The sequence below is a fragment of the Vibrio sp. OY15 genome, from assembly GCF_000742455.1.
Lineage (GTDB): Bacteria > Pseudomonadota > Gammaproteobacteria > Enterobacterales > Vibrionaceae > Vibrio > Vibrio alginolyticus.
On sequence record NZ_JPIL01000014.1, the window covers coordinates 197,879 to 218,721 of the forward strand.

Below are 20,843 nucleotides of genomic sequence, written 5' to 3' on the forward strand. Positions count from 1 at the left end.
CAATGATGAAAAGGACGTTTTCTTTCAATCTCATCGTACTTGCGATGAGCAGTGGATACGCAGTTAGCTCAATAGCAGCAGAAGATCTTCAACAAACATCGACTCCGAGCGATGAGCAATTGGTTGTCGTAGGCAGTGTGATGCCGAAATCGATCTCCGATATTCCAGGAACGGTTTGGTTTGTTGGCCAAGAAGAGATTGCTCAGCAATATCGTGCGGGCAAGACACTGGGTGATATTCTTTCTGCAACCATCCCTTCTTTAGACGTCGGCACCGGTGGTCGAACTAATTATGGTCAGAACCTTCGCGGTAGAGCAATGTTGGTAATGATTGATGGTGTCTCGTTACAGTCTTCTCGCCCGATTAGTCGTCAGTTAGACGCAATAGACCCATTCAACATCGAGCGAATTGAAGTACTATCTGGTGCAACCTCCATTTATGGTGCAGGCGCTACTGGTGGTGTTATTAACATTATCACCAAGAAAGCGTACTCGGATGACTTGTCGTTTGAATCCTACGTGAGTGGCACTACAGGCTTTAATAGCAGCGATGACTTTGATTACAAACTCGCTCAGTCTATCTCGGGTGGTAATGAGCGAATTACCGCTAGAGGTTCGGTTGTGTACACCGAGACACAAGGTGCATTTGACGCAAATGGCGACATTGTCACCCCAGACATTTCACAGGGCTCCTTGCAGTATAATTCAACGCTCGATGTTATGGGATCGACCGAGATTCAAATCTCCGATGCCAGCAAGTTAAACCTTGTCGCACAATACTATGACAGCCAGCAAGATTCGCCATACGGTTTGTACATTGTTAACAATAAATTTGTTGATGTACGAGAGGGGTTCGATTCCGACCGTGAACATGGTACAGAGCGAGTTCTCTTAAGTGCGAACTACGCTCACGACAGCGTATTCGGTCATCAACTGATAGGCGAGTTATCTTACCGTAGTGAAGACCAAACCTTTACTCCTTATTACCAAAGTGCCTCTCAACAAAAAACAGAAGTTTTTGCTGGGCGCTTAGCGTTAGCTAAAAGCTGGGAGTCATTCAAACTTGTTTATGGTGTCGATGCGTACTTAGACCGTTTTGAAAGTAACCAGGCTCTGTTCGATCCAACCATTGCGAACAGCTCTGGGAACTTAATTAATCGAACCTATGCCGAAGTGGGGCGTTACCCAGATGTTGATGTGGCGTCTTACGCAATGTTTGTCCAAGGGGATTACCAAATCAATCAAGATTGGTCAGTACAAGCAGGCTACCGCTACCAATACATGGACAATAAGATTGATGATTTTGTTGCCTATAGTATACAAAAGAAGATCGCATCGGGTAATGGTGTATCAGCGGATGCGGTACCAGGTGGCAGCACTGACTACTCAGTGAGCTTATTTAATTTGGGCACCATTTATCAGCTTAACGATGAATCTCAGCTTTGGGCGAACTTCTCTCAAGGTTTCGAACTCGCTGATCCTGCAAAGTACTACGGCCAAGGTAGCTACGATGCCGCGGATGCAAATGGTCACTACGCGTTGAACAATAGCATTAACGTATCTGACTCAAAAATGTCGGGCATCAAAACGGACAGCTATGAAATTGGTTACCGATTAGATACCGATACTGTCGCACTGCAAGCGGCGGGTTACTACTCGGTGTCGGATAACTCAATCAAGTATGACAAGAAGACGCTCCTAATCACCAATGTTGATGACGAGCAACGTGTATACGGTGCCGAAGCAAACATTAACTACTGGGTAAACCGTGATATTTTGTTAGGTGCATCAGGTCACTATGTGGTTTCTGAGCTGAAAACCAACGGTAAGTGGGAAGATCTAAGCGCGGGTAAAGCAAGTACATCAAAAGCGAACGCGTGGGCGGCTTACTATCAGGATGGCTATTCAGTACGTTTACAAAGCCAGACGATGTTTGATTACGAAGATGACGCAAACAATAAACTAGATGGATACACTACGTTTGATCTTCTTGGTAACGTAACACTACCTATCGGGCAGTTAGGTTTTGGTATTCAAAACCTATTTGACGAAGACTACACAACCGCTTGGGGACAACGTGCGCAGATTCTTTATGCAGCACACTACGATGCAGCAGCGTACGACTACAAAGGAAGAGGTCGCACATTCACACTGAACTACAGTGTCGAATACTAAAGCTAACTATCTCCGAATATCAAAAAAGCCGCTTGAAGCGGCTTTTCTTTTAGGCTTGATCTGTCTGCGCTGTGTCTACAACGTTTTCCGTGTGTTCTGAAGCTTGGTTTTGTTCTTCAGCTTCCATTTTCGCGCGTTCAGCTTTGGAGATATAACGCGGCTTATTGCTCTTATGTAGCTTAGCGTTATGCTTCTTCTGCTTCGCTTTCAAGATCTGATTGATTTTCTTCTTGCGGTTCATGGTGGTGGTCCTTTAATTTAGCGAGGCAGGATAGTTACTTTTTTATCAAGTTACAACTAAATAAGCGCCGGTATCGGTCGCAAAATTCAAGTACGTTCCTATGTCCAATCATCTATCGCGTTTTAATGGAGCCCAAATGAAAACACTGTACACCGAACGTTTGATACTGCGTCTTGTGAGTGTAGATGATGCACCATTTATACTAGAACTTTATAACCACCCAGACTTCTACCGTTTTGTCGGAGATAAACAAATTCGTACCGAATATGAAGCGGCGAGTTACATAAAAGAAAACATGCTACGCATGCAAAAAATTAGAGGCGTGAGTTTACTCGTTGTAGAGAAGAAAGAAGATGGGCAACCCATCGGGATTTGTGGGTTGGTTAAACGTGACACATTGCAACACTATGATCTCGGATATGGATTTTTACCTTCCGCTTATGGCTTCGGCTACGGAACGGAGTCTGCAACCGCAGTGCTGGAATACGCTAGAGAGGAAATGAAACTCGATAATTTGGTTGCCATCACCAACAATGACAATATTCGTAGTATAAGTTTGCTCAAAAAACTGGGCTTTGAGTTTGAACGAGTTGAGCAGCAATATGATAATGGCCGCACGTTAGAACTTTACACAATGATGTTGTGATTTTTGGATAGTGCATGAGCGATATTTTACTTGGCAAACTCGCCACTGAATTTAAGACAGTAAAAGCCATGGTAGAGGTTTACTGTCATGACCATCATGGAACAAAACGTGACTTATGCTCAGAATGTCGTGAGCTGCTTGAATACGCAGAAGTGCGCCTCGACCGCTGTCCTTATGGAGAGAATAAACCGACGTGTAATAAATGTCCGATTCACTGCTACAAACCAGAGCCGAAAGAACAAATGCGTTTGGTCATGCGTTACTCTGGCCCCAGAATGTTACTGAAACATCCCATCTTGGCGGTTCGTCATTTGCTTCATGAAAAGCGCATGGTACCGGAAAAGCCTGCAGCGAACGCGTCAAACCGTCACAAGCGTTTATCTAAACAAAAATGCGAAGAATAAAAAAAACGAGGGCGACATGCCCTCGTTTTCGTTGAGTAGAAGCGGCGTGATTAGAGGCCAGCGGCCATACGCTGCTTGGTTTTGCTCGCAGCAAGTAGCATGTATACGCCAGTCGCAACCAAAGCGGCAAACAAGTAGCCTAGTAAGCCGTGTTCTTGGCCCATAAATTTATCAGCGACAACTGGGCCAGCAACAGAGCCGATGCTGTAGCTAAACAGCATGACTTGTGTCGCAGAGACAATAAAGCGTTCATCAAGTCCTTCGCAACCTAAGTTGATTGCTATCGGGTACAAGGCAAAAGTAGCTGCACCTAAAAAGAATAATGCAGCAGCCAATACCACGGCTGACGAGGAAATAAAGGTCATACCGATCGAAAAAATACCCAAAATACAGAAAAACGCCATTAGCACTGTGCGGCTCATGTATTTGTTTAACGCGGTCACCATTGGTTGAACTAGCATGCCACCTAGAATAACTAGCGCCATCAATGTACCAATGTCTTGATGGCTAATTTTACGGTTAGTTAACTCAACTGGCATTAATCCGTAGATTGCACCTAAGGTCAAACCTGAAACAACACAACCAATAATTGCTGCATGGTTTAGTTTGGCAATTTGCTTAAATGATAAAGCGGTTGATTCATGGCTGTTTGGCTGCTCACACTCAATGAACATTAGCACCAGCATCGCCATTAGTATCAACGTCGTGATCGCAATAAACGGAACGCCGCCACTTACGCCAAGCACGCCAATACCAAACTGGCCTAATGCTGAACCACCATAAAGCGATAGCATGTACAAGCTCAAACGTTTCGCACGCGATGCTTCGTCTCCAGACATTAGCCAAGACTCAACAATGACAAAAACACCAGCAACCGCGATACCCGCAATAAAGCGAGCGGCAAGCCACATCAATCCGTTAGCAAACACGGGTAGTGTGACGATAGTTAGCGAAAATACGGCCAAGCAACCAATAAACGCGTTACGGTGACCAACTTGACGTACGATACGTTCAATAAAAATAGCACCGGTTAATAAGCCGCCATAAAACACACTCGCCAACCAACTCGCGTAATCTGCTGAGATGTTGTATTCACCGAGCATGAGAGGGATCAAGCTCATTAAATAGCCCGAAGCCACCGCATAAAGAGACAGTGCGACGACTGGAACTGTAACTCGTGGTGATGCTGCAGGAACGACTGTGTTTTCCACTGTTTTGCGCCTATAAGTTAAATGAAATCTAAGGGTTATTCGGCGCGAATATGAGGCTAATAGTTAGGCAAGTAAAATGATAAATTTAAGTCGTTTCGACAAATAATATTTATTAACTAGATAGGTTGATAAGTTGCATAAAAACGCCAACCTACAAACAAGGTTGGCGTGGAAGATTATTTAGTAAGTGCTTGATTTAACCATTGATCAAATTGAGTTTTAGGTAACGCACCATTGATCATATCAACGCGTTGACCATTTTTGAAAACCATAATGGTAGGAATGCTGCGAATACCAAATTGCGCCGCAAGTTGTTGTTGAGCTTCGGTATCAATCTTAACAAAACGAGCCGTTCCGGCTTGCTCATGAGCAACATCAGAGAAAACAGGAGCAAAACCAACGCACGGGTTGCACCATGGGGCCCAAAAATCTACTACAACAGGCATATCACTTTGTAATAGAGCAGAAAAGTTATCTTGTGTACCTTCGATAGGCGAGCCGTCTAAAAGTGCACTTTTACATTTACCGCAAGTTGCAGATTCGGCAACGCGCTCATTAGGGACACGATTTAGACCGCCGCACGAAGGGCAGCGAGTTTTAAACGATGACATGACTTCTTCCTTTATTACGTATTGATGAAAACATGACTTACCAGTCAGCCTCATTATTTGTATACTTATTTTTTAACCTGCCGAAATAACGCAGCGCAGGTTTGTATTTGAGCCTAAGGTTCTAAGAAATTTTATTAAAATACAACAATAAATAGGTCTGCGATGACAAATTACTACGCTGAAATTACAGGTTGGGGGAAATGTGTTCCGCCAGCCGTGCTCTCTAACGATGATCTTAGCACTTTCCTCGATACTTCCGATGAGTGGATTCGTACCCGCACTGGTATCGAAAACCGCCGTATTAGTCATGTAAACACGTCAGACATGGCGACCGTTGCTGCTAAACATGCATTAGCTCGAGCAGGCGTCGATGCAACAGACGTGGATTTAATCATTGTGGCGACTTGTTCACCAGATTCATTGATTCCAAATATCGCGTCTAAGGTACAGCAGAACCTAGGTATTCGTGCAGCCGCTGCCTTTGACTTAAATGCCGCATGTACGGGATTTGTCTATGGCCTAGAAACGGGCACACGTTTGATTCAATCAGGTAACTATCGTAACGCGATCATTATTGGTGCGGAAAGATTGTCTTTCTACATCGATTGGGCAATGCGAGATACCGCTGTTCTATTTGGTGATGGTGCGGGCGCCGTTGTGTTATCAAGAACGGAAAAAGAAACGGGTTTACTACAGTCTCAAATCGGTTGTGACGCAAAAGGCCGCGATATTCTGTCCGTACCAAAGTTTGGTACTTGTATGGATCGCTTTGCGGAAGACAACGGTTACTGGGATTTCAACTTTGTAGGACAAGAAATTTTCAAACGTGCAGTAAAAGGCATGGGGCTAGCTGCGAAAACCGTACTGAAAGCATCACAGTTAACGACGGACCAAATCGATGTTGTGATTCCGCATCAAGCGAATATTCGTATTATTCAAACCTTGTGTGACCTGTCTGGAATTCCGCACGACAAAGCGTTTGTTAACATTCAAAACTATGGCAATACTTCAGCTGCGACGGTGCCAATTGCATTGTGTGAAGCGGTAGAGCAAGGTCGAGTTAACCCAGGTGATAATATGCTTCTTGCTGCGTTTGGTGCAGGTTTGACATGGGGTGCGGCAGTATTGAAATGGGGTGACCGCGTAACGCCAGTTTCTGAAAGTGATGCGGTTCTGCCTGAATGTGAGCAATCCGCGTTAGAATTACTTGAGCGTGCCATTAAGCTGTGTAACGAACGCCGTCGCGACGAGGTGTAACGGACACTCTGCAAACATAAGATGGGTAAGGGAGCGCGAGGCTCCCTTATTTGATGATGCGTTCTACAGCTAACCTGAAAAATATCTTAAGCCATAAAACCCAGGTTTGAATGAGTAAAATTACGGATGTTCGGGAAGACGTATTCCAGTGCAGCGTTATCACTCACGCCCATCCACTGTGCTAGTGTTGAACCAACTTGATCAGCGGCAATTTTGGGTATGAGTCGGCCTTGAGAGTAATCATCGTTTCCGCCCAGTATTAGTTCCGGCCATGTACCGATAGGTTGTTTCCCATTTACCGCGCCTCCAATTAATAGTTGATGGCCACCCCAGCCATGATCAGTACCATTTCCGTTGCTCATCATCCGTCGACCGAAGTCAGACATAGTGAAAGAGGTGACTTGCTTGTTTAGCCCTAACCGTTCGACCGCACGATACATTGCCAAAAGGTTTGTCGCGAGATCCTCAAGTAACACTGGATGACGTGCCAGTTGCGAATCGTGTAGGTCATACCCAGAGTGTTTAACGAAAAAGACTTGTCGTTGCTGCTTCAGGACATCTTGGCTTGCTATCAATTTGTACACGGTTTGCATCTGCTTGCCGAGCGTCGATGACGTAAACAGCGGCTCGTCAGCAATGTGGTTGAGTTGCTCGCTCAGTACACTGCTCATTACCATCGACTCATCAACCATCAAATTAAAATGACCATTAAATGGATTGTCAGTTTGATGAGAGAGAAGGCGATCATAGATCCCCTTGTATAGCGGGTTCTCAATCGCGGTAAGCTGAACCGCGCGATCTTTTTTCAGGACAGTTTGGCGGTGTTCCATTGCCCGTAACCAAAGCGAGTTGCCATGCACACTGTATAGCGGTGTTATTTCTGATTCAGAGTTTAATACATCCAACATTCTGCCAGCCCAACCAAGATTTTTAGACTCGCTCATTCCACCAAGTAACCAAGCGTCTGTTTGAGAATTATGAGAAAACAGTTGCTCGGGAAGTGATGCTTCACCTTGCTCAATAGCTTGTTTGGTGACGGGATGGTTGAGAATGCCACTATTGAGCACGATGCTGGCATCGCCTTGTTCGAAAACGGAAGTTAACGCATTTAACTTTGGGTGTAAGCCGAGCTTCACTGGGTGATTTGAGCTATCGACAGCACTCAAATTGATAGGGAGTATGTCTTCTTTGGCGACAGAGAGTGGCCCTCTGACTTTGGAATATTGACGATAGTGCGCCTCCGATAATGGCAGTACGGTGTTGAACGCATCGTTTCCGCCAGCTAAATACACACATATTAATGCTCGAAAGTCATTAGATGGCGCTGCGAGAGAGTAACCTGGCAGACTAAGAGAGGCTAGTGCGCCCATCGATAGCGTGCTTTGTATAAAATGTCGTCGTGAAATATCCATAATTCACTCCTAATCCTGAATATAAAATTCGTCGCCAGAAATGGCGGTAAATATCACTAGAGCGAGTTTTGTTGTTGGCACATAGTCCTCACGATAATCATTCAGCGCGGTGAGCATGAGCTCTTTCAATTCAGCAGAAGCCGTTCCAGCAAAGAAACGCTCGTTAACCAATTCGACTAAGGCATGGTGATCGTCTAGAAGAAGATAAAGCTCGTTAAGATCGAAGTGGTAGGAATCACCACCTCCTCTACGAGTGCTGGTTAACATATAGTTGACCAAATCGGTATAAACAGACCAATTGAGAAGTTCATACTCTGGAGAGTTAATACCAGACTCCGTAAACTCGTTAGACGGCTGATAGTCTGGAGAGTAAAAATTAAACACGGAAGGAGAACGAAGCGGCCCTTGATTAGCGATGTTCATCATCGTTGTTGCGTCTTCGTAACGTGATCCTTTAACCGTAAAACCTGATGCTCGATGAAAATTAGTCAGGACCAGTATCGGTTCTTTCACTTTTATAGGCGGGGTATCCGTCATCCCTAATGCTTCAGGGTCGAGCAATATGGCTCGAACAACGGCGGTTAGATCGCCTTTTTCTCCTTCCCCATTGTTGTTAAATATCGTAGCAACACGCGCGACGTACTCTGGGCTTGGATTTGAACTGACCAAACGTTGGATAAGTAACTTTGAAACAAATGGAGCAACATTTGGGTGAGACATCAACATATCAATCACTTTTGAAAGCTCTTCTTGTGCGGTTAGACCCGATGGGATCACGTTCCCTAGAAATCGCTTCTCGCCGGTGTCGTGTCTTTGACTGATAACTCGCATCGGTTTCACGAATGCGATGTCGGAATTTTTCCATCCAGTTAATGCTCGCGCGAGCTCTTGAATATCAGTTTGATTGTACGTGGGGATAGGTTTGCCTGTTGCGTGGTTTAGCTTTTTACTGCCATCTAAATTGAGTTCATACAAACCGATAGTGAATAACTGCATTAACTCTCGAGCAAAGTTCTCATCGGGAAGCGTTCCTGTCGCACTATTTTCTTTTGCACTACCGAGCATAGACAAATAGCTCCCCATGACTGGATGGATGGAAACGTCATACAACAGGTCTCGGTAGTTGCCAAACGCATGCTCAACCAACAGATCGTAGTAATTCACTAACCCTGTAGGTTTGCTGGAAAGAACGCCGCCATAACGAGAAACGACTACGATCTGACTCAATGCATAAGCCGTTCGCTGTCTGAGCTGATCTTCAGCAGTAACAACAATTTGATACCAAGCATTTTCTCGGTTTGACTGTAGGCCTTTAGAAAAAGGCGTTTGATAAAGTGGTTGATGGTAGGTTGCTGGCAGGTTGATTTGTTTCTGTATCCAATCCTCTAACCCGTTTTCCCTAACCTCATTAATTAACGCAGGTGTTGGTCCAAAAGAGGTTTGATAGAGAAAACGCGCAACGGTTTGATCGGATGGGGATTGCTGTATTTGTGCTGATACATTAGACACATGGCTCAGCAATAAGATAGCCAATCCTAGTACCCAAGCAGAGATTTTATTTAGCTTCTGACGTCTCATAGTTAACTCGCTTACCCGAAGTAACGATTTAAGTCCATTTAACGGGAGTTATTAAGCTCTTTTGAGCTGTTTAGTAAATTTATGAAAATCAAGCAGCTGCATAGGCGAGTATAGTAGCTATAAGTGGTGAACAAAAAACTCAAACGATGAATTTGGTACTATAGTGCTAGAGGTTTTTGATGCTACTTTTTCTAAGATACTGATATTAAATATGGCCAATGAAGAGTAACAAGCAGAGATATCGCAATGGATGTATAAGGGGGACAGCTAAAGTACTGTTAACAAGAGATTGGTATGTTTGTTAAGGCTTAAGTTAGTTTCAAGAAATTATTGAGCCAATAAATAAAGTCCATTGGTTTGCACAAGAGAAAACCACACGGATGTTCTCTTGTACAAAGCAACAAAGGTTATTTTCGGGCAAGCTTATGGTGAGCACGAGAAAAGTGATCGGCACAAAATGCGCCCACAATCGAGAGTTCGCCAGCCAGACAAAGCGAAGCTGCGACTTCGGCTAACGCTTTCGCATTGCCGTTGCCGAGCAAACCCAAAATATCCAAACATGCTTTTTGCGTTGGAAGGCCAGTACCACCGCCAACCGTTCCCACCATGATGTTTGGCAAGGTCACGCACGCGTACAAGTTGCCTTGAGCGTCCACATCCATACGAGTGATTCCAATGGCAGACTCTGCAACGCAAGCGGCATCTTGACCACAAGCAATGTACAGCGCGGCAAGGGCGTTTGCGTAATGCGCGTTGACGCCAATTGTCCCGCTGAGTAAACCGCCCACTGTGGTCATTTTGCCAAATTGAACCATAGACTCCGGCGTCGTATGCAGATATTTTTCCACTAACTCAGCAGGAATGGTCACTTCGGCGGATACTTTCTTACCGCGTACTGAGCGCAGTGTGTGCGCGTTTGGTTTTTTGTCGCCTGATAAGTTGCCATCCAAGAATGCTTGAGTTGGTTTGATTGGGCTGGTCGCCAAAATATGATGGAACACTTCGTTTGTTGCGATGGTCACCATGTTTTGTCCGGAAGCGTCACCAGTCACGTATTCAAAGACCAAATAAACATGGTTTCCTTCGATATTTACATTGATGTCTTTGAGTTTGCCATGTGAGGTGGTGGATTCCGAAATTTGACGAAATACGTCAAACTGGGTCACAACCCAACTGACGAACTGGCCAGCGTCGGCAAGGTTATTAAAGGCGAACACTGGTGTTCGGCTCACCCCTTCACTTAGTAACAATGCGCTCGCGCCACCAGCGGCGGTGATAAGATTTGCGCCACGGTTGTAGGAAGCGACTAACGCGGCTTCTGTCGTTGCAAGCGGAACCAAAAAGTCATCGTTCGCATACAAGCCGTTGACGCGCAAAGGGCCTGCAATGCCGACCGGCACATTAACAGTACCAATGAAGTGCTCGATGTTGTTGGAGTAAGCATCGCAATGTGACTGCGTGAAAGGATCAAGGAGATGATCTTTATTGGTCATGTGTTCCAATACTTGCCAACGGCGCGCCAAATGCTTATCCGATAGGCCAGGGCTTAAGCAGAGACGTTTCTCTGGCTTGTGAAACTTCGGTTCTAATGCCGATTGAATCTTACTGCTGGTTTCGATATCGGAAAGGGCGGAGCTTTGAACAGGGTTATCTTGGTTTAACTTCGGCATACAAACGTTAACTGAAAAATCGAACCAGAGATTGTAGTGATTAGGGCTTTGATTACAACGTTGATTATACGTTTTGCAACAAATACCACTGTGTGAGTGCCTTTGTTATCCAAGTAATTTGATATTGGAGCGGAGGAGTTACCAGAAATAAATGGGTTTTGACAATGAATGTTGCAGTAAATGGCAGAGCCGGGAGGTTATGGCTCTTAGAGAAATTGGACTGTGAGTGTCTGGAGTCGACAAGGGATAAGCATGATTGCCTTAAAAGCGGAATGGTTCAATCTATGAAAGGAATAAATTGTCTAACCCAATCCCTTGGGTCAGACGCTAGCTTGAATCTGTTATTCAGAAGTTAGTTAAATGCGCGAGCCACACGTCCCGCACTTTGAATACGGTAATGGCCAACGTAAGCAGGAACAAATACAGATTGTCCTTTCGCGGCGGTTAACGTCTCACCGTTATCACTGATGAGTGTCAGGTCGGCATCAATCGCCATCAAAATCTCTGCGCTATTGGCATCAACCACTTCATTGTTCGGTTGGTTTAGAATGCTGAAGCTAAAGTCTGCCACTGGGACCGGATAAAGGCTTTGGCAACCATTGGCATTAGGATCTAGAACAAGGCTGTTAAACGGCTTAGGCGCAAAATCTGTGCATTTAACCAGTTCTTCAACATCCATGTGTTTCGGCGTGAGTCCTGCACGCAAAACGTTATCTGAGTTCGCCATGATCTCTAATCCAGTACCTTTAATGTAAGCGTGTGGCGTTCTTGCGCTCAGGAACATCGCTTCGCCAGGTTGCAGCGTGATGACATTCAACAGCAATGGTGCAAACAAGCCGACGTCGCCGGGGTATTGAGTGGATAGATCCAAGATGAGTTGGAAAACGTCGCTGTCAGTGCCTTGCTCCGATTGACGTGAAGCGTGGGCAAGAAGCTGTTTCAGTGCACGCTCTTTTGTTTCTCCTTCCATGGTCAGAATGTGCACAAAGAAATCGCGTAAACCTTGTGAGTTGATTTCGCGTTTGAATGCATCTAGCGGTGTGCGTAGCTCATCGATATCGCAAAGGCCAAATGCCTCAATAATCTCGTCATACGAACGAAAACCGTTCATGGCTTGGTAACTTGTCAGCGCGTACACCAACTCAGGTTTATGGTTTGGATCCTTGTAGTTACGATGGCTTGCGTTTAGTGGGATCCCGGCACTTTGTTCTTTTTCGAAGCCTATTTCGGCATCTTGTTTGCTTGGGTGAACTTGAATCGACAGTGCATGTTCGGCCGCTAAGATTTTAAACAGAAAGGGCAGGTCGCCAAATTTTGCTGCGGTTTCTGATGATAAATAAGCGGGTTGGTTTTGTTTGATCAGTTCAGACAAAGGCAGCGTGTTTTGCTCAACCTGAACTTCAGAGCAGCCGTTTGGGTGAGTACCCATCCATACTTCTGCTTGAGGCTCATTCGTTTCGTTAGAAAAGCCAAACAAATCGTGAATAGAAGAGGTGCTTCCCCAAGCGTAGTTTTGGATTTTGTTGTTCATTTGAAAGAAGCTATGCGATGAAATAGTGTTCAAATTCATGAATTTTTCCCATAGTTAACCCTCCGAACTGAATCGGAAGAAAAATTGAGCAGAGATACGTTAAATAAGGAGGGCGAGCGCGGTTAGGTCACTCGCCAATTTGCCCGAGGGCGATAAGTCGATTTACAACCGAGGTTTTGGTTCGAGTGGTTTTCGTGAAGGTTGCGCTTGCAAAAATGGCAGCAACAAAAGGCCAATGACGGCTGCACAAACTGAAATGGTGATGAAGAAACCTGTCCAATGATATTCTTCAAGAATTAATGCCAGTGGATAGCCAGACAATGCAGCGCCCATGTAGGCGAACAAGCCAACGAATCCTGTTGCCGCGCCGGCAGAATCTTTGTGAGAGCACTCCGCCGCCGCCATACCGATCAGCATTTGTGGCCCAAAGACAAAGAAGCCGATGGAGAACAATCCCGCGGCTTGGAACGCAAAGTTGGTCAGGGGCATCAGCCAAAGCGCAGAGACAGATAAAAAAATCCCAATCGCGAACAGCAAGTTCATTGGCCCACGGTTACCGCCAAAGAGTTTGTCTGAGCCCCAACCCGCAACCAATGAACCAACAAAACCTCCGATTTCAAACATCGACAGAGCAGCGTTGGCGTTAATCAGGCTATAGTGATGCTGCTCGGTCAAGTACAGGTTTCCCCAGTCATTGATTGCGGTTCGGACGATGTAAACCAACACATAACTGAACGCGAGCAGCCAGATGTATTTGTTGTTAAATACGTACGATTTTAGAATTTCTCGGTAGGTGAGGCCACGTCCGTAATTTTCCTGCGCAAGTTCTAGTGCGTCGTTGCGCCATCGGCCGACACTTGGTAAACCCATTGTTGTGGGTTTGTCGCGCAATCGCCAACAAACGAATAGACCGAGTAATACCCCGATGATGCCGGGTAGAATAAAACCTTCACGCCAGCTGTAGTGCAACGTTAAATAGCCCACCAAAATAGGGATCAGCGCGCCACCAACGTTGTGTGCGGTGTTCCAAATCGCCCATAAGAAGCCACGCTCGGAACGTGAATACCAAGTCGTTAACAGCTTGGAGCATGAAGGCCAGCCCCAGCCTTGGAACCAGGCGTTTAAGATCCACAGAGTAATGAAAGCCGCGAGTGAGCTAGAAAAACCGAACGCGATATTGACCAGACCTGTCGCAATCAATCCTAATCCCATGAAATAACGAGGGTTAGAGCGATCTGAAATCGTACCGGAAATAAACTTCGAGCAGCCGTAAGTAATGTAGAAAAGCGTACCGATAAGGCCCAAATCGCCTTTATCTAAGCCAAGATCGGTAATCATCGCTGGTGCGGCGTAGTTAAAGGTCTTACGAGTAAAGTAGAAACCTGCGTAGCCGATGTACATCCCCAACATAATGTGCAAACGCCAATGGCGGTAACGCTGGTCGATTTGCTCGTTGCTCAGACTCGGTTGAGTAAATTTAGGTGAACGTAAAAATCCAAACATCTTGAGTTACACCTTAGGTAAAGTAATGCTGATTTGTGTGCCAGTCACTTGATCGCTGGTGGAGTAGATAACCATTTTTCCACCTAACGCGTGCACACGCTCTTGCATGCCGCGAACGCCCATGCCTTTCATGCTGTCCTGAACTTTGAAGCCGACACCATCATCGTGAATCATTAGTGACACCGCCGTTTCTCCAATTGTCAGCTCAATATTGATCAACTGCGCTCCTGCGTACTTGGCGGCGTTATTCAATGACTCTTGGCATAAACGGAATAGGGTGACTTTGAGTGTGTCACTCACGCTGGTGTAATTGCCTTGCCAGTTCAGTTGAACAGTTGTTCCATGATTGGCGAATTCCATCTCTCGCGTCAGTTGCTCGACGGATTCTTTCAAGTCCAAATCATCCAGCATTTTGGGTCTTAGCTTGCTCAACAGTCGCTTAGTGGTGTCGTACACGTTGAGGGAAAGCCCTTCGATCATGTCGGCGCAACCTACGCGTGTTTCTGTGTTATTTACCCGCTTAATGATGTTGGCTTGTGTGCGGATTGCCGTGATGTTCTGGCCGATTTCGTCATGTAGCTCGCGCGCAATATCGCGTCTTACCGATTCTTCCGCTTTGATAAGCTGGCGAGACAAATTCTGATTGCGTGCAAGTTCGCCGCGCAGTTTGTGATTGAGGTCTTTTTGTTTCTGAACCCCTAAGCCGAGCATAATGCCGGTGATGGTTGCCTAGATCGGCTAGGAAAAATTCCTAGAAATGCCTAGGAAGGCGGAAAAGCGTGAAAAGAGTCACACAAAATCCTTACTAATTTATGGGTTTTTGACAGGGTTCTTATCGGATTGGAAAGCGTTCAAATGCAAGCAGGTTAATATATGCAAGCTTAGTGCTGACAAGGGGTGAGCACGTTTGGTTGGAGAGAATAGTGTCTTGTCGCTAAGTATCAATTGGGAACGAGAAGCAAACAACAGAGACCCAGAGGTCTCTGTTAGAAATATTAGGAATTCGGCTAGGTTGACGTGTTAAGGCGCAGGGCTGTATAGACGCGGCGAGCCGTGTTTTGGTAAGTGAATTAGGTTCAAATGGTTTCTTCTTGCCCATTCGACAGTTAACGCTGTAGGTGCAGATAAGCAAACCAGAGTGGGGATACGCGCGCGAACGGCTTTGTGGATCAACTCTAAGCTGCAACGGCTTGTCATGATTGCGAAGCCACTTTGAGGTTCGATGTGATTGTTGGCCAATGCGCCAATCAACTTATCTAGCGCGTTGTGACGGCCGATGTCCTCTCGGCACAACTTGATGTTGCCTTGTAAATCTGAAAATAAAGCGGCGTGTAGCGCGCCAGATTCACGTGCGGCTTCTTGATGCAGTGCGACTTTGTCTCGCAGCCCTTCGAATACATCGGAGCGCGGAGGAAGAGACGGTGTTAGCGGTGCTAAATCAGGCAAAGCTTGTTCCAGAGCCTCGACGCCACAAATGCCGCATCCGGTTGTACCTGCAAGATTCCGACGTTGTGTTTTTAGCGCCCAGAAAGCGCGGTTGCTGATTTCTACTTCCGCATAATGAGATTCGTGATCGCCACCAATTTCAATGTCTTTGATCTCTTTGAAGTCGTGGACGATGCCTGTGCTTAGGCTAAATCCTTTCACGAAGTCTTCCAGATGGCCTGGCGTCACCATCATGACCGCTTGGCTAATGCCGTTGTAGCTGATAGCTAAGGCGGATTCACTCGCCAGCGACATTTGTTGCACTGGGCGGCCATCAATCAATTCTCGGTAATTGAACGCACTTGGTTGAGGTGGTGCTTGATTGAAATCGGACAGTTCAAAATAAGATTGAGTAGTACATCTCATGAAATCACCTCATAAGCCGTTATGTATGCCAAAAATTGACGTGTGGATTCTTGTTATCGATTAAATATGTTTTTTGCTTCTGCGAAGCACTGATCGGTTAGCGCGGAGAAGGGTTCTTGTTTTCGCTTTAACAAACCTAGCGGGGCGTGAACGGCGGCTTCTTCGATAGGGATAATGCGAAGCGTATCGTTCAACTCTTCCAATCCACAGTTCAGCGGCATAATGGCGCAACAAAGGCCACTGGTTACTGCTTGGATCAAGTGAAAGGTGGAGTTACTTTCAATGACGGTTTGCGGAACCAGCCCTTTACTCACAAAGCTAAGATCAATTGAGTGGCGATAGTGCATGCCCTTCGAAAGCAGCCCTAGCGGAATGTTATTGAGTGACTCCCACAACACTTCAGATTCGGCAAAATCAAAATGACGCTCATCGAATAAAACGCCAAGTTTGGTTGAATCTAGTTCGATAACATCGAAGTAAGCGGTGTTGACTTGATCGACATAACACATCCCCAAATCAAGTTGATTGCGATTGAGTTGGTCTATGATCTGTTCGGTCGTCATGGAGAGTATTTGAAAGCGTAACTCAGGGAACTGGTGAGCTAATGGTTTGAGCAATTCCATCGGGTTTTGGCTGGCGAGTGGCACCATTCCAAGCCGAAGAGAGCCGACCAACTGACCACGGCAGTTAGCAGCCTCGGCTTGCAATCCATCATGAGCGGCTAAGACGGTTTTTGCCCAAGCTAAAATGCGTTCTCCGGCTTCAGTAAACCCTTCAAATCGTTGACTTCTTTGGATTAATTCGAGGTCGAGTTCTTCCTCTAAGCTTCGGATTCTCATGGACAAGGTAGGCTGCGTAATGTGGCACAATGCGGCGGCTTGACCAAAGTGTTTGGTCTGTTCAAGTGCGATGAGATATTTAAGTTGTTTGATATCCATAATGGCTTGTTAACCTTGCGTTGTGAGTCACATGTACGGGGGGAACTCCCTAAAAAGGGCACGGCACTACCGTACTTTTTAAGCGCTGGAGCGTTTTAACTGGGAAATGGAAAACCAAAACCAAGTCAAGAATAAAACCACACTCAAAATTGATCTGAATCAAGGCTATTCCTGATATTAATTAGGGTCAAATTTAAAGTATCTATAGTGTGATAGATATTATCTATTATCAAGAGTACCGATTTTATTGAGCTCGTTAAGCGAACTAGGTGGAATCGGATGGGAAAACGATTAACCTCATAAATTGTATTGATTAAAAATGTTATGACCGTCAGTGGAAAAATTCGTCATAGATTTTGTTTATCACTCGGTCAGGATTATCAATTGGACGCATATTGAATAACGACTTAATCTTTGATTTAGATCAAGACGCAACAATGCGAATTGAATCTACCAGTCTTAGAAACAGTAGGCGGGTATCCGATATCAAGAATCTAGATAAGTAAACGCTCGGACAAGCGAGAGCATGTTGAGTGGTTACTTATTTGGATTAAAAAATACATGGATTAGAAACTAAGCCCTTCAATACTTCCGCATTATCTCAATAAATAACGCGCTTGTTTTCACGGGCACCCTGCTTGCTGGTATATCTGCGAGGAGTAAAGTCGTGAGCCAAAAAGAACAAATAAAAACATACAAAGGTCCAGCTGGGGGTTGGGGTGCACTGAAAGCCGTAACCAGAAGTTGGTGGGGCAGTGAAAATGCAGTTAAAAACATTCGCACTATGCTCAAAACCAACCAAAATGGCGGTTTCGACTGCCCGGGATGTGCATGGGGTGAGTCGCCAGATAGCGGTAAAGTCAATTTCTGTGAGAATGGCGCGAAAGCGGTAAACTGGGAGGCGACCAATCGTCTGGTTGATCCTGAGTTTTTTGCCAATCACAGCGTTTCTTCTCTCTCAACGCAAACCGATTACTGGTTGGAATACCAAGGCCGTATCACGCACCCAATGCGATACGATGCTGAATCCGATCACTACGTGCCAGTCTCTTGGGATGAGGCTTTTGCACTTGTCGCGAAACATCTCAATCAATTGGATTCACCACACCAAGCTGAGTTTTATACCTCTGGTCGTGCAAGCAACGAAGCGGCGTTTTTGTATCAGCTATTTGTGCGCGCATTCGGTACCAATAACTTTCCAGATTGTTCCAACATGTGCCACGAAGCCAGTGCTATCGGGATGAAAGACACCATTGGCGTTGGTAAAGGCACAGTGATCTTTGATGATTTTGAAGAAGCTGATGCGATTTTCGTGATTGGTCAAAACCCGGGTACGAACCACCCACGAATGCTTGAACCTCTGCGTGAAGCGGTAAAACGTGGAGCACAGGTTATCTGTCTAAACCCGCTGAAAGAGCGCGGATTAGAGCGTTTCCAAAACCCACAGATGCCGATTGAGATGTTGAGTAACGGTTCAGAGCCTACCAACACGGCGTACCTGCGTCCTGCTTTAGGTGGAGACATGGCAGTGTTTCGTGGCATCGCGAAATTCTTGTTGCAATGGGAACGCAAGGCATTGCAAAACGGTGGAAAAGCGGTATTTGATCGTGAATTCATCAAGCAACACACAACAGGTATTGATGAGTATTTGGCTGAAGTGGACGCAACCTCTTGGGAACACATCGCGGAACAATCGGGTCTTGATTTAAGTGAAATCGAGATGGTGGCGAGCATGTATCGACGTGCAGAACGTGTGATCATGTGTTGGGCGATGGGGTTGACTCAGCATCGTCACTCTGTGCCAACCATTAAAGAAGTCGCAAACGTGCAAATGTTACGAGGTAACGTTGGTAAGCCGGGAGCGGGGCTTTCACCAGTGCGTGGTCACAGTAACGTTCAGGGCGACCGTACGATGGGCATTGATGAAAAACCTTCAGATCTGTTGTTGGATCGCATTGAAAGTCGATTTAACTTTGCCGTCCCGCGCGATGAAGGCCACAACACTGTGCAAGCCATTAAAGCGATGGAAGAAGGGCAAGCGAAAGTATTTATCGGTTTGGGCGGCAACTTTGTACAAGCAACGCCAGACACAGAACGTACGCACAACGCGATGCGAAACTGTAATTTAACCGTACACATTTCGACGAAGTTAAATCGTTCTCACCTTGTCACAGGTAAAGATGCGCTTATTCTTCCATGCTTAGGCCGTACTGAGATTGATCAGCAAGCGACTGGCCCACAAGGCGTGACGGTTGAAGATACCTTCAGCATGGTACATATTTCATTTGGTCAGCTAAAACCGCGTTCGGAGCATTTGCGTTCAGAACCAGCGATTATTGCCGGTATTGCCAATGCTACACTTGGAGCAAAACCAATTGATTGGTTGTGGGCGATTGAAGATTACGACCGTATTCGCGATTTGATTGCCGACACGATTCCGGGCTTTACCGACTTTAACCATAAGCTTAAACACCCAGGTGGATTCCACTTGGTAAACCCAGCTGCCGAGCGTCGATGGAATACACCAAGCGGCAAAGCGCAGTTCAGCTCTAGCGAGTTGCCGAAGCAGTTGATCAGCGAAGCGATACTCGAAAAAGGCCAAAAGCCAGATTTGATCTTGCAAACCATGCGCTCACACGACCAATACAATACGACACTTTACGGCTTGAATGACCGTTATCGTGGAGTATTTGGTATGCGCGAAGTGCTGTTTATCAATGAAGCGGATATTCGTAAACTCGGTTTTGAACCGGGCGACAAAGTGGACATGGTGTCATTATGGGAAGATGGCGTAGAGCGTCGCGTAAGCGGATTTACGCTTGTTGCCTATGATGTGCCAGCAGGTCAGGCGGCGGCTTACTATCCAGAAACAAACCCATTAGTTCCTTTGGACAGTTATGGGGATAGAACGTTTACGCCAACCTCTAAGTTTATTGCGATAAAATTGGAAAAATCGACATCCGATAAGATCGCTTTGGTGGAAGCGGAATAGTGACCAAACCGGCACAACGACATTTCGGATAAGCAAACGGCTGATATTAATTATCAGCCGTTTTTAATTGCGCTCAGTCTGCATTTAGTGCGCATAGCTTGTGTATAATGTTAATGACATTATGCTGCTCGATAATAGACAGATAAGGCCGATTTGAATCTAAATTCAAGTAGTAAAACTAATAAGAAGATGCTTATGACCTTGAAAAATATAATTAAATTAACAATCAGTCACTTAGTGGCAGTTTCTATTGGCATTGCGATAGGTATCTATACTTTACCGATCCTTATTGCACCACCTGCGCCGACCGATGAGCAAGTTGCTAAGAGTAAGCAAGGTGCAGAATACAGCGCAGTGTTTAAGAGGGAACTCAAAGGTAGCGATGCTTTTCATTGGGGAGAGGGAGAGATTCATTTGAGTTCTGAAGTCATTACGTTGGTAGGAAAACTCGCTCCCGGACCAGACTATAAACTCTATCTATCTCCTAAGTTTGTCGAAACGGAACAAGAGTTTAATGACCTTAAATCTGAGATGAGCTTAATTGGTGATGTCAAAACGTTCGATAACTTCGTTGTTGAGGTTCCTCAAAGCACTTCAATTTCTGAATACAATACGGTTGTTGTATGGTGCGAGACATTCGGTGAGTTCATTACTTCGGCAAAGTATCAATAAACCTTAGCAGTAGAGTGAAAGGCTTTTCTTTTCACTTTACGCTAGGATGTTGTTTCGCATAATTAAGAGGCAAAGACTCTTAAACACTCTAAATTTAAGAGCCTTTGTTTAGAGTTATTGACAGAACCATTCGACTTGTAAGTCGTTTGCAC

16 protein-coding genes and 1 pseudogene are annotated in these 20,843 nt (G+C 45.5%); 6 read left to right on the plus strand and 11 right to left on the minus strand.

The window, feature by feature from the left end; genetic code table 11:
- Nucleotides 1-2: 2 nt before the first annotated feature.
- Entirely contained in the window at nt 3-2,174 is a 2,172-nt protein-coding gene (locus IJ23_RS18535) for a TonB-dependent receptor (protein WP_005376064.1), read from the plus strand.
- 49 nt (nt 2,175-2,223) lie between these two features.
- On the opposite strand, the gene IJ23_RS18540 is transcribed toward IJ23_RS18535, so the two are convergent.
- Nucleotides 2,224-2,415 (minus strand): DUF2986 domain-containing protein, encoded by a 192-nt coding sequence (locus tag IJ23_RS18540; RefSeq protein ID WP_005376066.1) that lies wholly within the window; start codon nt 2,413-2,415, stop codon nt 2,224-2,226.
- 136 nt (nt 2,416-2,551) lie between these two features.
- Between IJ23_RS18540 and IJ23_RS18545 the strand changes: the two genes are divergently transcribed.
- Both IJ23_RS18545 and IJ23_RS18550 read left to right on the plus strand, forming a co-directional pair.
- A complete protein-coding gene (locus IJ23_RS18545; RefSeq protein WP_033907038.1) occupies nt 2,552-3,061 on the plus strand; it encodes a GNAT family N-acetyltransferase in 510 nt (169 codons plus the stop codon).
- A gap of 14 nt (nt 3,062-3,075) precedes the next feature.
- Nucleotides 3,076-3,465 (plus strand): nitrous oxide-stimulated promoter family protein, encoded by a 390-nt coding sequence (locus tag IJ23_RS18550; protein WP_005387988.1) that lies wholly within the window; start codon nt 3,076-3,078, stop codon nt 3,463-3,465.
- Between the two features lie 50 nt (nt 3,466-3,515).
- Here IJ23_RS18550 and IJ23_RS18555 read toward each other — a convergent pair whose 3' ends face one another.
- Together IJ23_RS18555 and trxC are read right to left on the minus strand one after the other, a co-directional pair.
- Entirely contained in the window at nt 3,516-4,676 is a 1,161-nt protein-coding gene (locus tag IJ23_RS18555; protein ID WP_033907039.1) for an MFS transporter, read from the minus strand.
- Between the two features lie 176 nt (nt 4,677-4,852).
- Nucleotides 4,853-5,287 carry a thioredoxin TrxC gene (gene trxC, locus IJ23_RS18560; protein ID WP_005376074.1) on the minus strand — a complete coding sequence of 145 codons (435 nt, stop codon included), beginning with the start codon at nt 5,285-5,287 and terminating at the stop codon, nt 4,853-4,855.
- Between the two features lie 162 nt (nt 5,288-5,449).
- Between trxC and IJ23_RS18565 the strand changes: the two genes are divergently transcribed.
- Nucleotides 5,450-6,544 (plus strand): ketoacyl-ACP synthase III, encoded by a 1,095-nt coding sequence (locus IJ23_RS18565; protein WP_033907040.1) that lies wholly within the window; start codon nt 5,450-5,452, stop codon nt 6,542-6,544.
- An 86-nt stretch (nt 6,545-6,630) separates the two neighbouring features.
- Here the strand turns inward: IJ23_RS18565 and IJ23_RS18570 are convergent, their stop codons facing one another.
- The 8 genes and pseudogenes from IJ23_RS18570 to IJ23_RS18605 all read right to left on the minus strand — a co-directional run bounded on the left by IJ23_RS18570 (nt 6,631) and on the right by IJ23_RS18605 (nt 17,027).
- Nucleotides 6,631-7,956, minus strand: a complete 1,326-nt coding sequence (locus tag IJ23_RS18570; protein ID WP_033907041.1) for a DUF1501 domain-containing protein — start codon at nt 7,954-7,956, stop codon at nt 6,631-6,633.
- A 9-nt stretch (nt 7,957-7,965) separates the two neighbouring features.
- Nucleotides 7,966-9,534: a DUF1800 domain-containing protein gene (locus IJ23_RS18575; RefSeq protein WP_033907043.1), complete on the minus strand. Its 1,569-nt coding sequence runs from the start codon at nt 9,532-9,534 to the stop codon at nt 7,966-7,968.
- A gap of 407 nt (nt 9,535-9,941) precedes the next feature.
- Nucleotides 9,942-11,204, minus strand: a complete 1,263-nt coding sequence (locus tag IJ23_RS18580; RefSeq protein ID WP_033907044.1) for a hydroxymethylglutaryl-CoA reductase — start codon at nt 11,202-11,204, stop codon at nt 9,942-9,944.
- Nucleotides 11,205-11,556: 352 nt separating this feature from the next.
- Entirely contained in the window at nt 11,557-12,774 is a 1,218-nt protein-coding gene (manA, locus tag IJ23_RS18585) for a mannose-6-phosphate isomerase, class I (protein ID WP_033907045.1), read from the minus strand.
- A 123-nt stretch (nt 12,775-12,897) separates the two neighbouring features.
- Nucleotides 12,898-14,238, minus strand: coding sequence for an MFS transporter (locus IJ23_RS18590; protein ID WP_033907046.1), 1,341 nt, complete (start codon nt 14,236-14,238; stop codon nt 12,898-12,900).
- Nucleotides 14,239-14,244: 6 nt separating this feature from the next.
- A pseudogene (locus tag IJ23_RS18595) lies at nt 14,245-14,964 on the minus strand (histidine kinase); the annotation flags it as partial.
- Between the two features lie 294 nt (nt 14,965-15,258).
- Complete coding sequence (gene fdhD, locus IJ23_RS18600) at nt 15,259-16,089, minus strand: formate dehydrogenase accessory sulfurtransferase FdhD (protein WP_005460891.1); 831 nt, start codon at nt 16,087-16,089, stop codon at nt 15,259-15,261.
- Nucleotides 16,090-16,142: 53 nt separating this feature from the next.
- On the minus strand, nt 16,143-17,027 hold the full coding sequence (locus tag IJ23_RS18605) for a LysR family transcriptional regulator (RefSeq protein WP_005388011.1): 885 nt from the start codon (nt 17,025-17,027) through the stop codon (nt 16,143-16,145).
- 667 nt (nt 17,028-17,694) lie between these two features.
- On the opposite strand from IJ23_RS18605, the gene IJ23_RS18610 reads away from it, so the two are divergent.
- Nucleotides 17,695-20,019, plus strand: coding sequence for an FdhF/YdeP family oxidoreductase (locus tag IJ23_RS18610; RefSeq protein WP_033907047.1), 2,325 nt, complete (start codon nt 17,695-17,697; stop codon nt 20,017-20,019).
- 195 nt (nt 20,020-20,214) lie between these two features.
- The gene (locus IJ23_RS18615; protein ID WP_005376099.1) at nt 20,215-20,691 is read left to right on the plus strand and encodes a DM13 domain-containing protein; all 477 of its coding nucleotides are present in this window, start codon (nt 20,215-20,217) and stop codon (nt 20,689-20,691) included.
- Nucleotides 20,692-20,843: the final 152 nt, after the last annotated feature.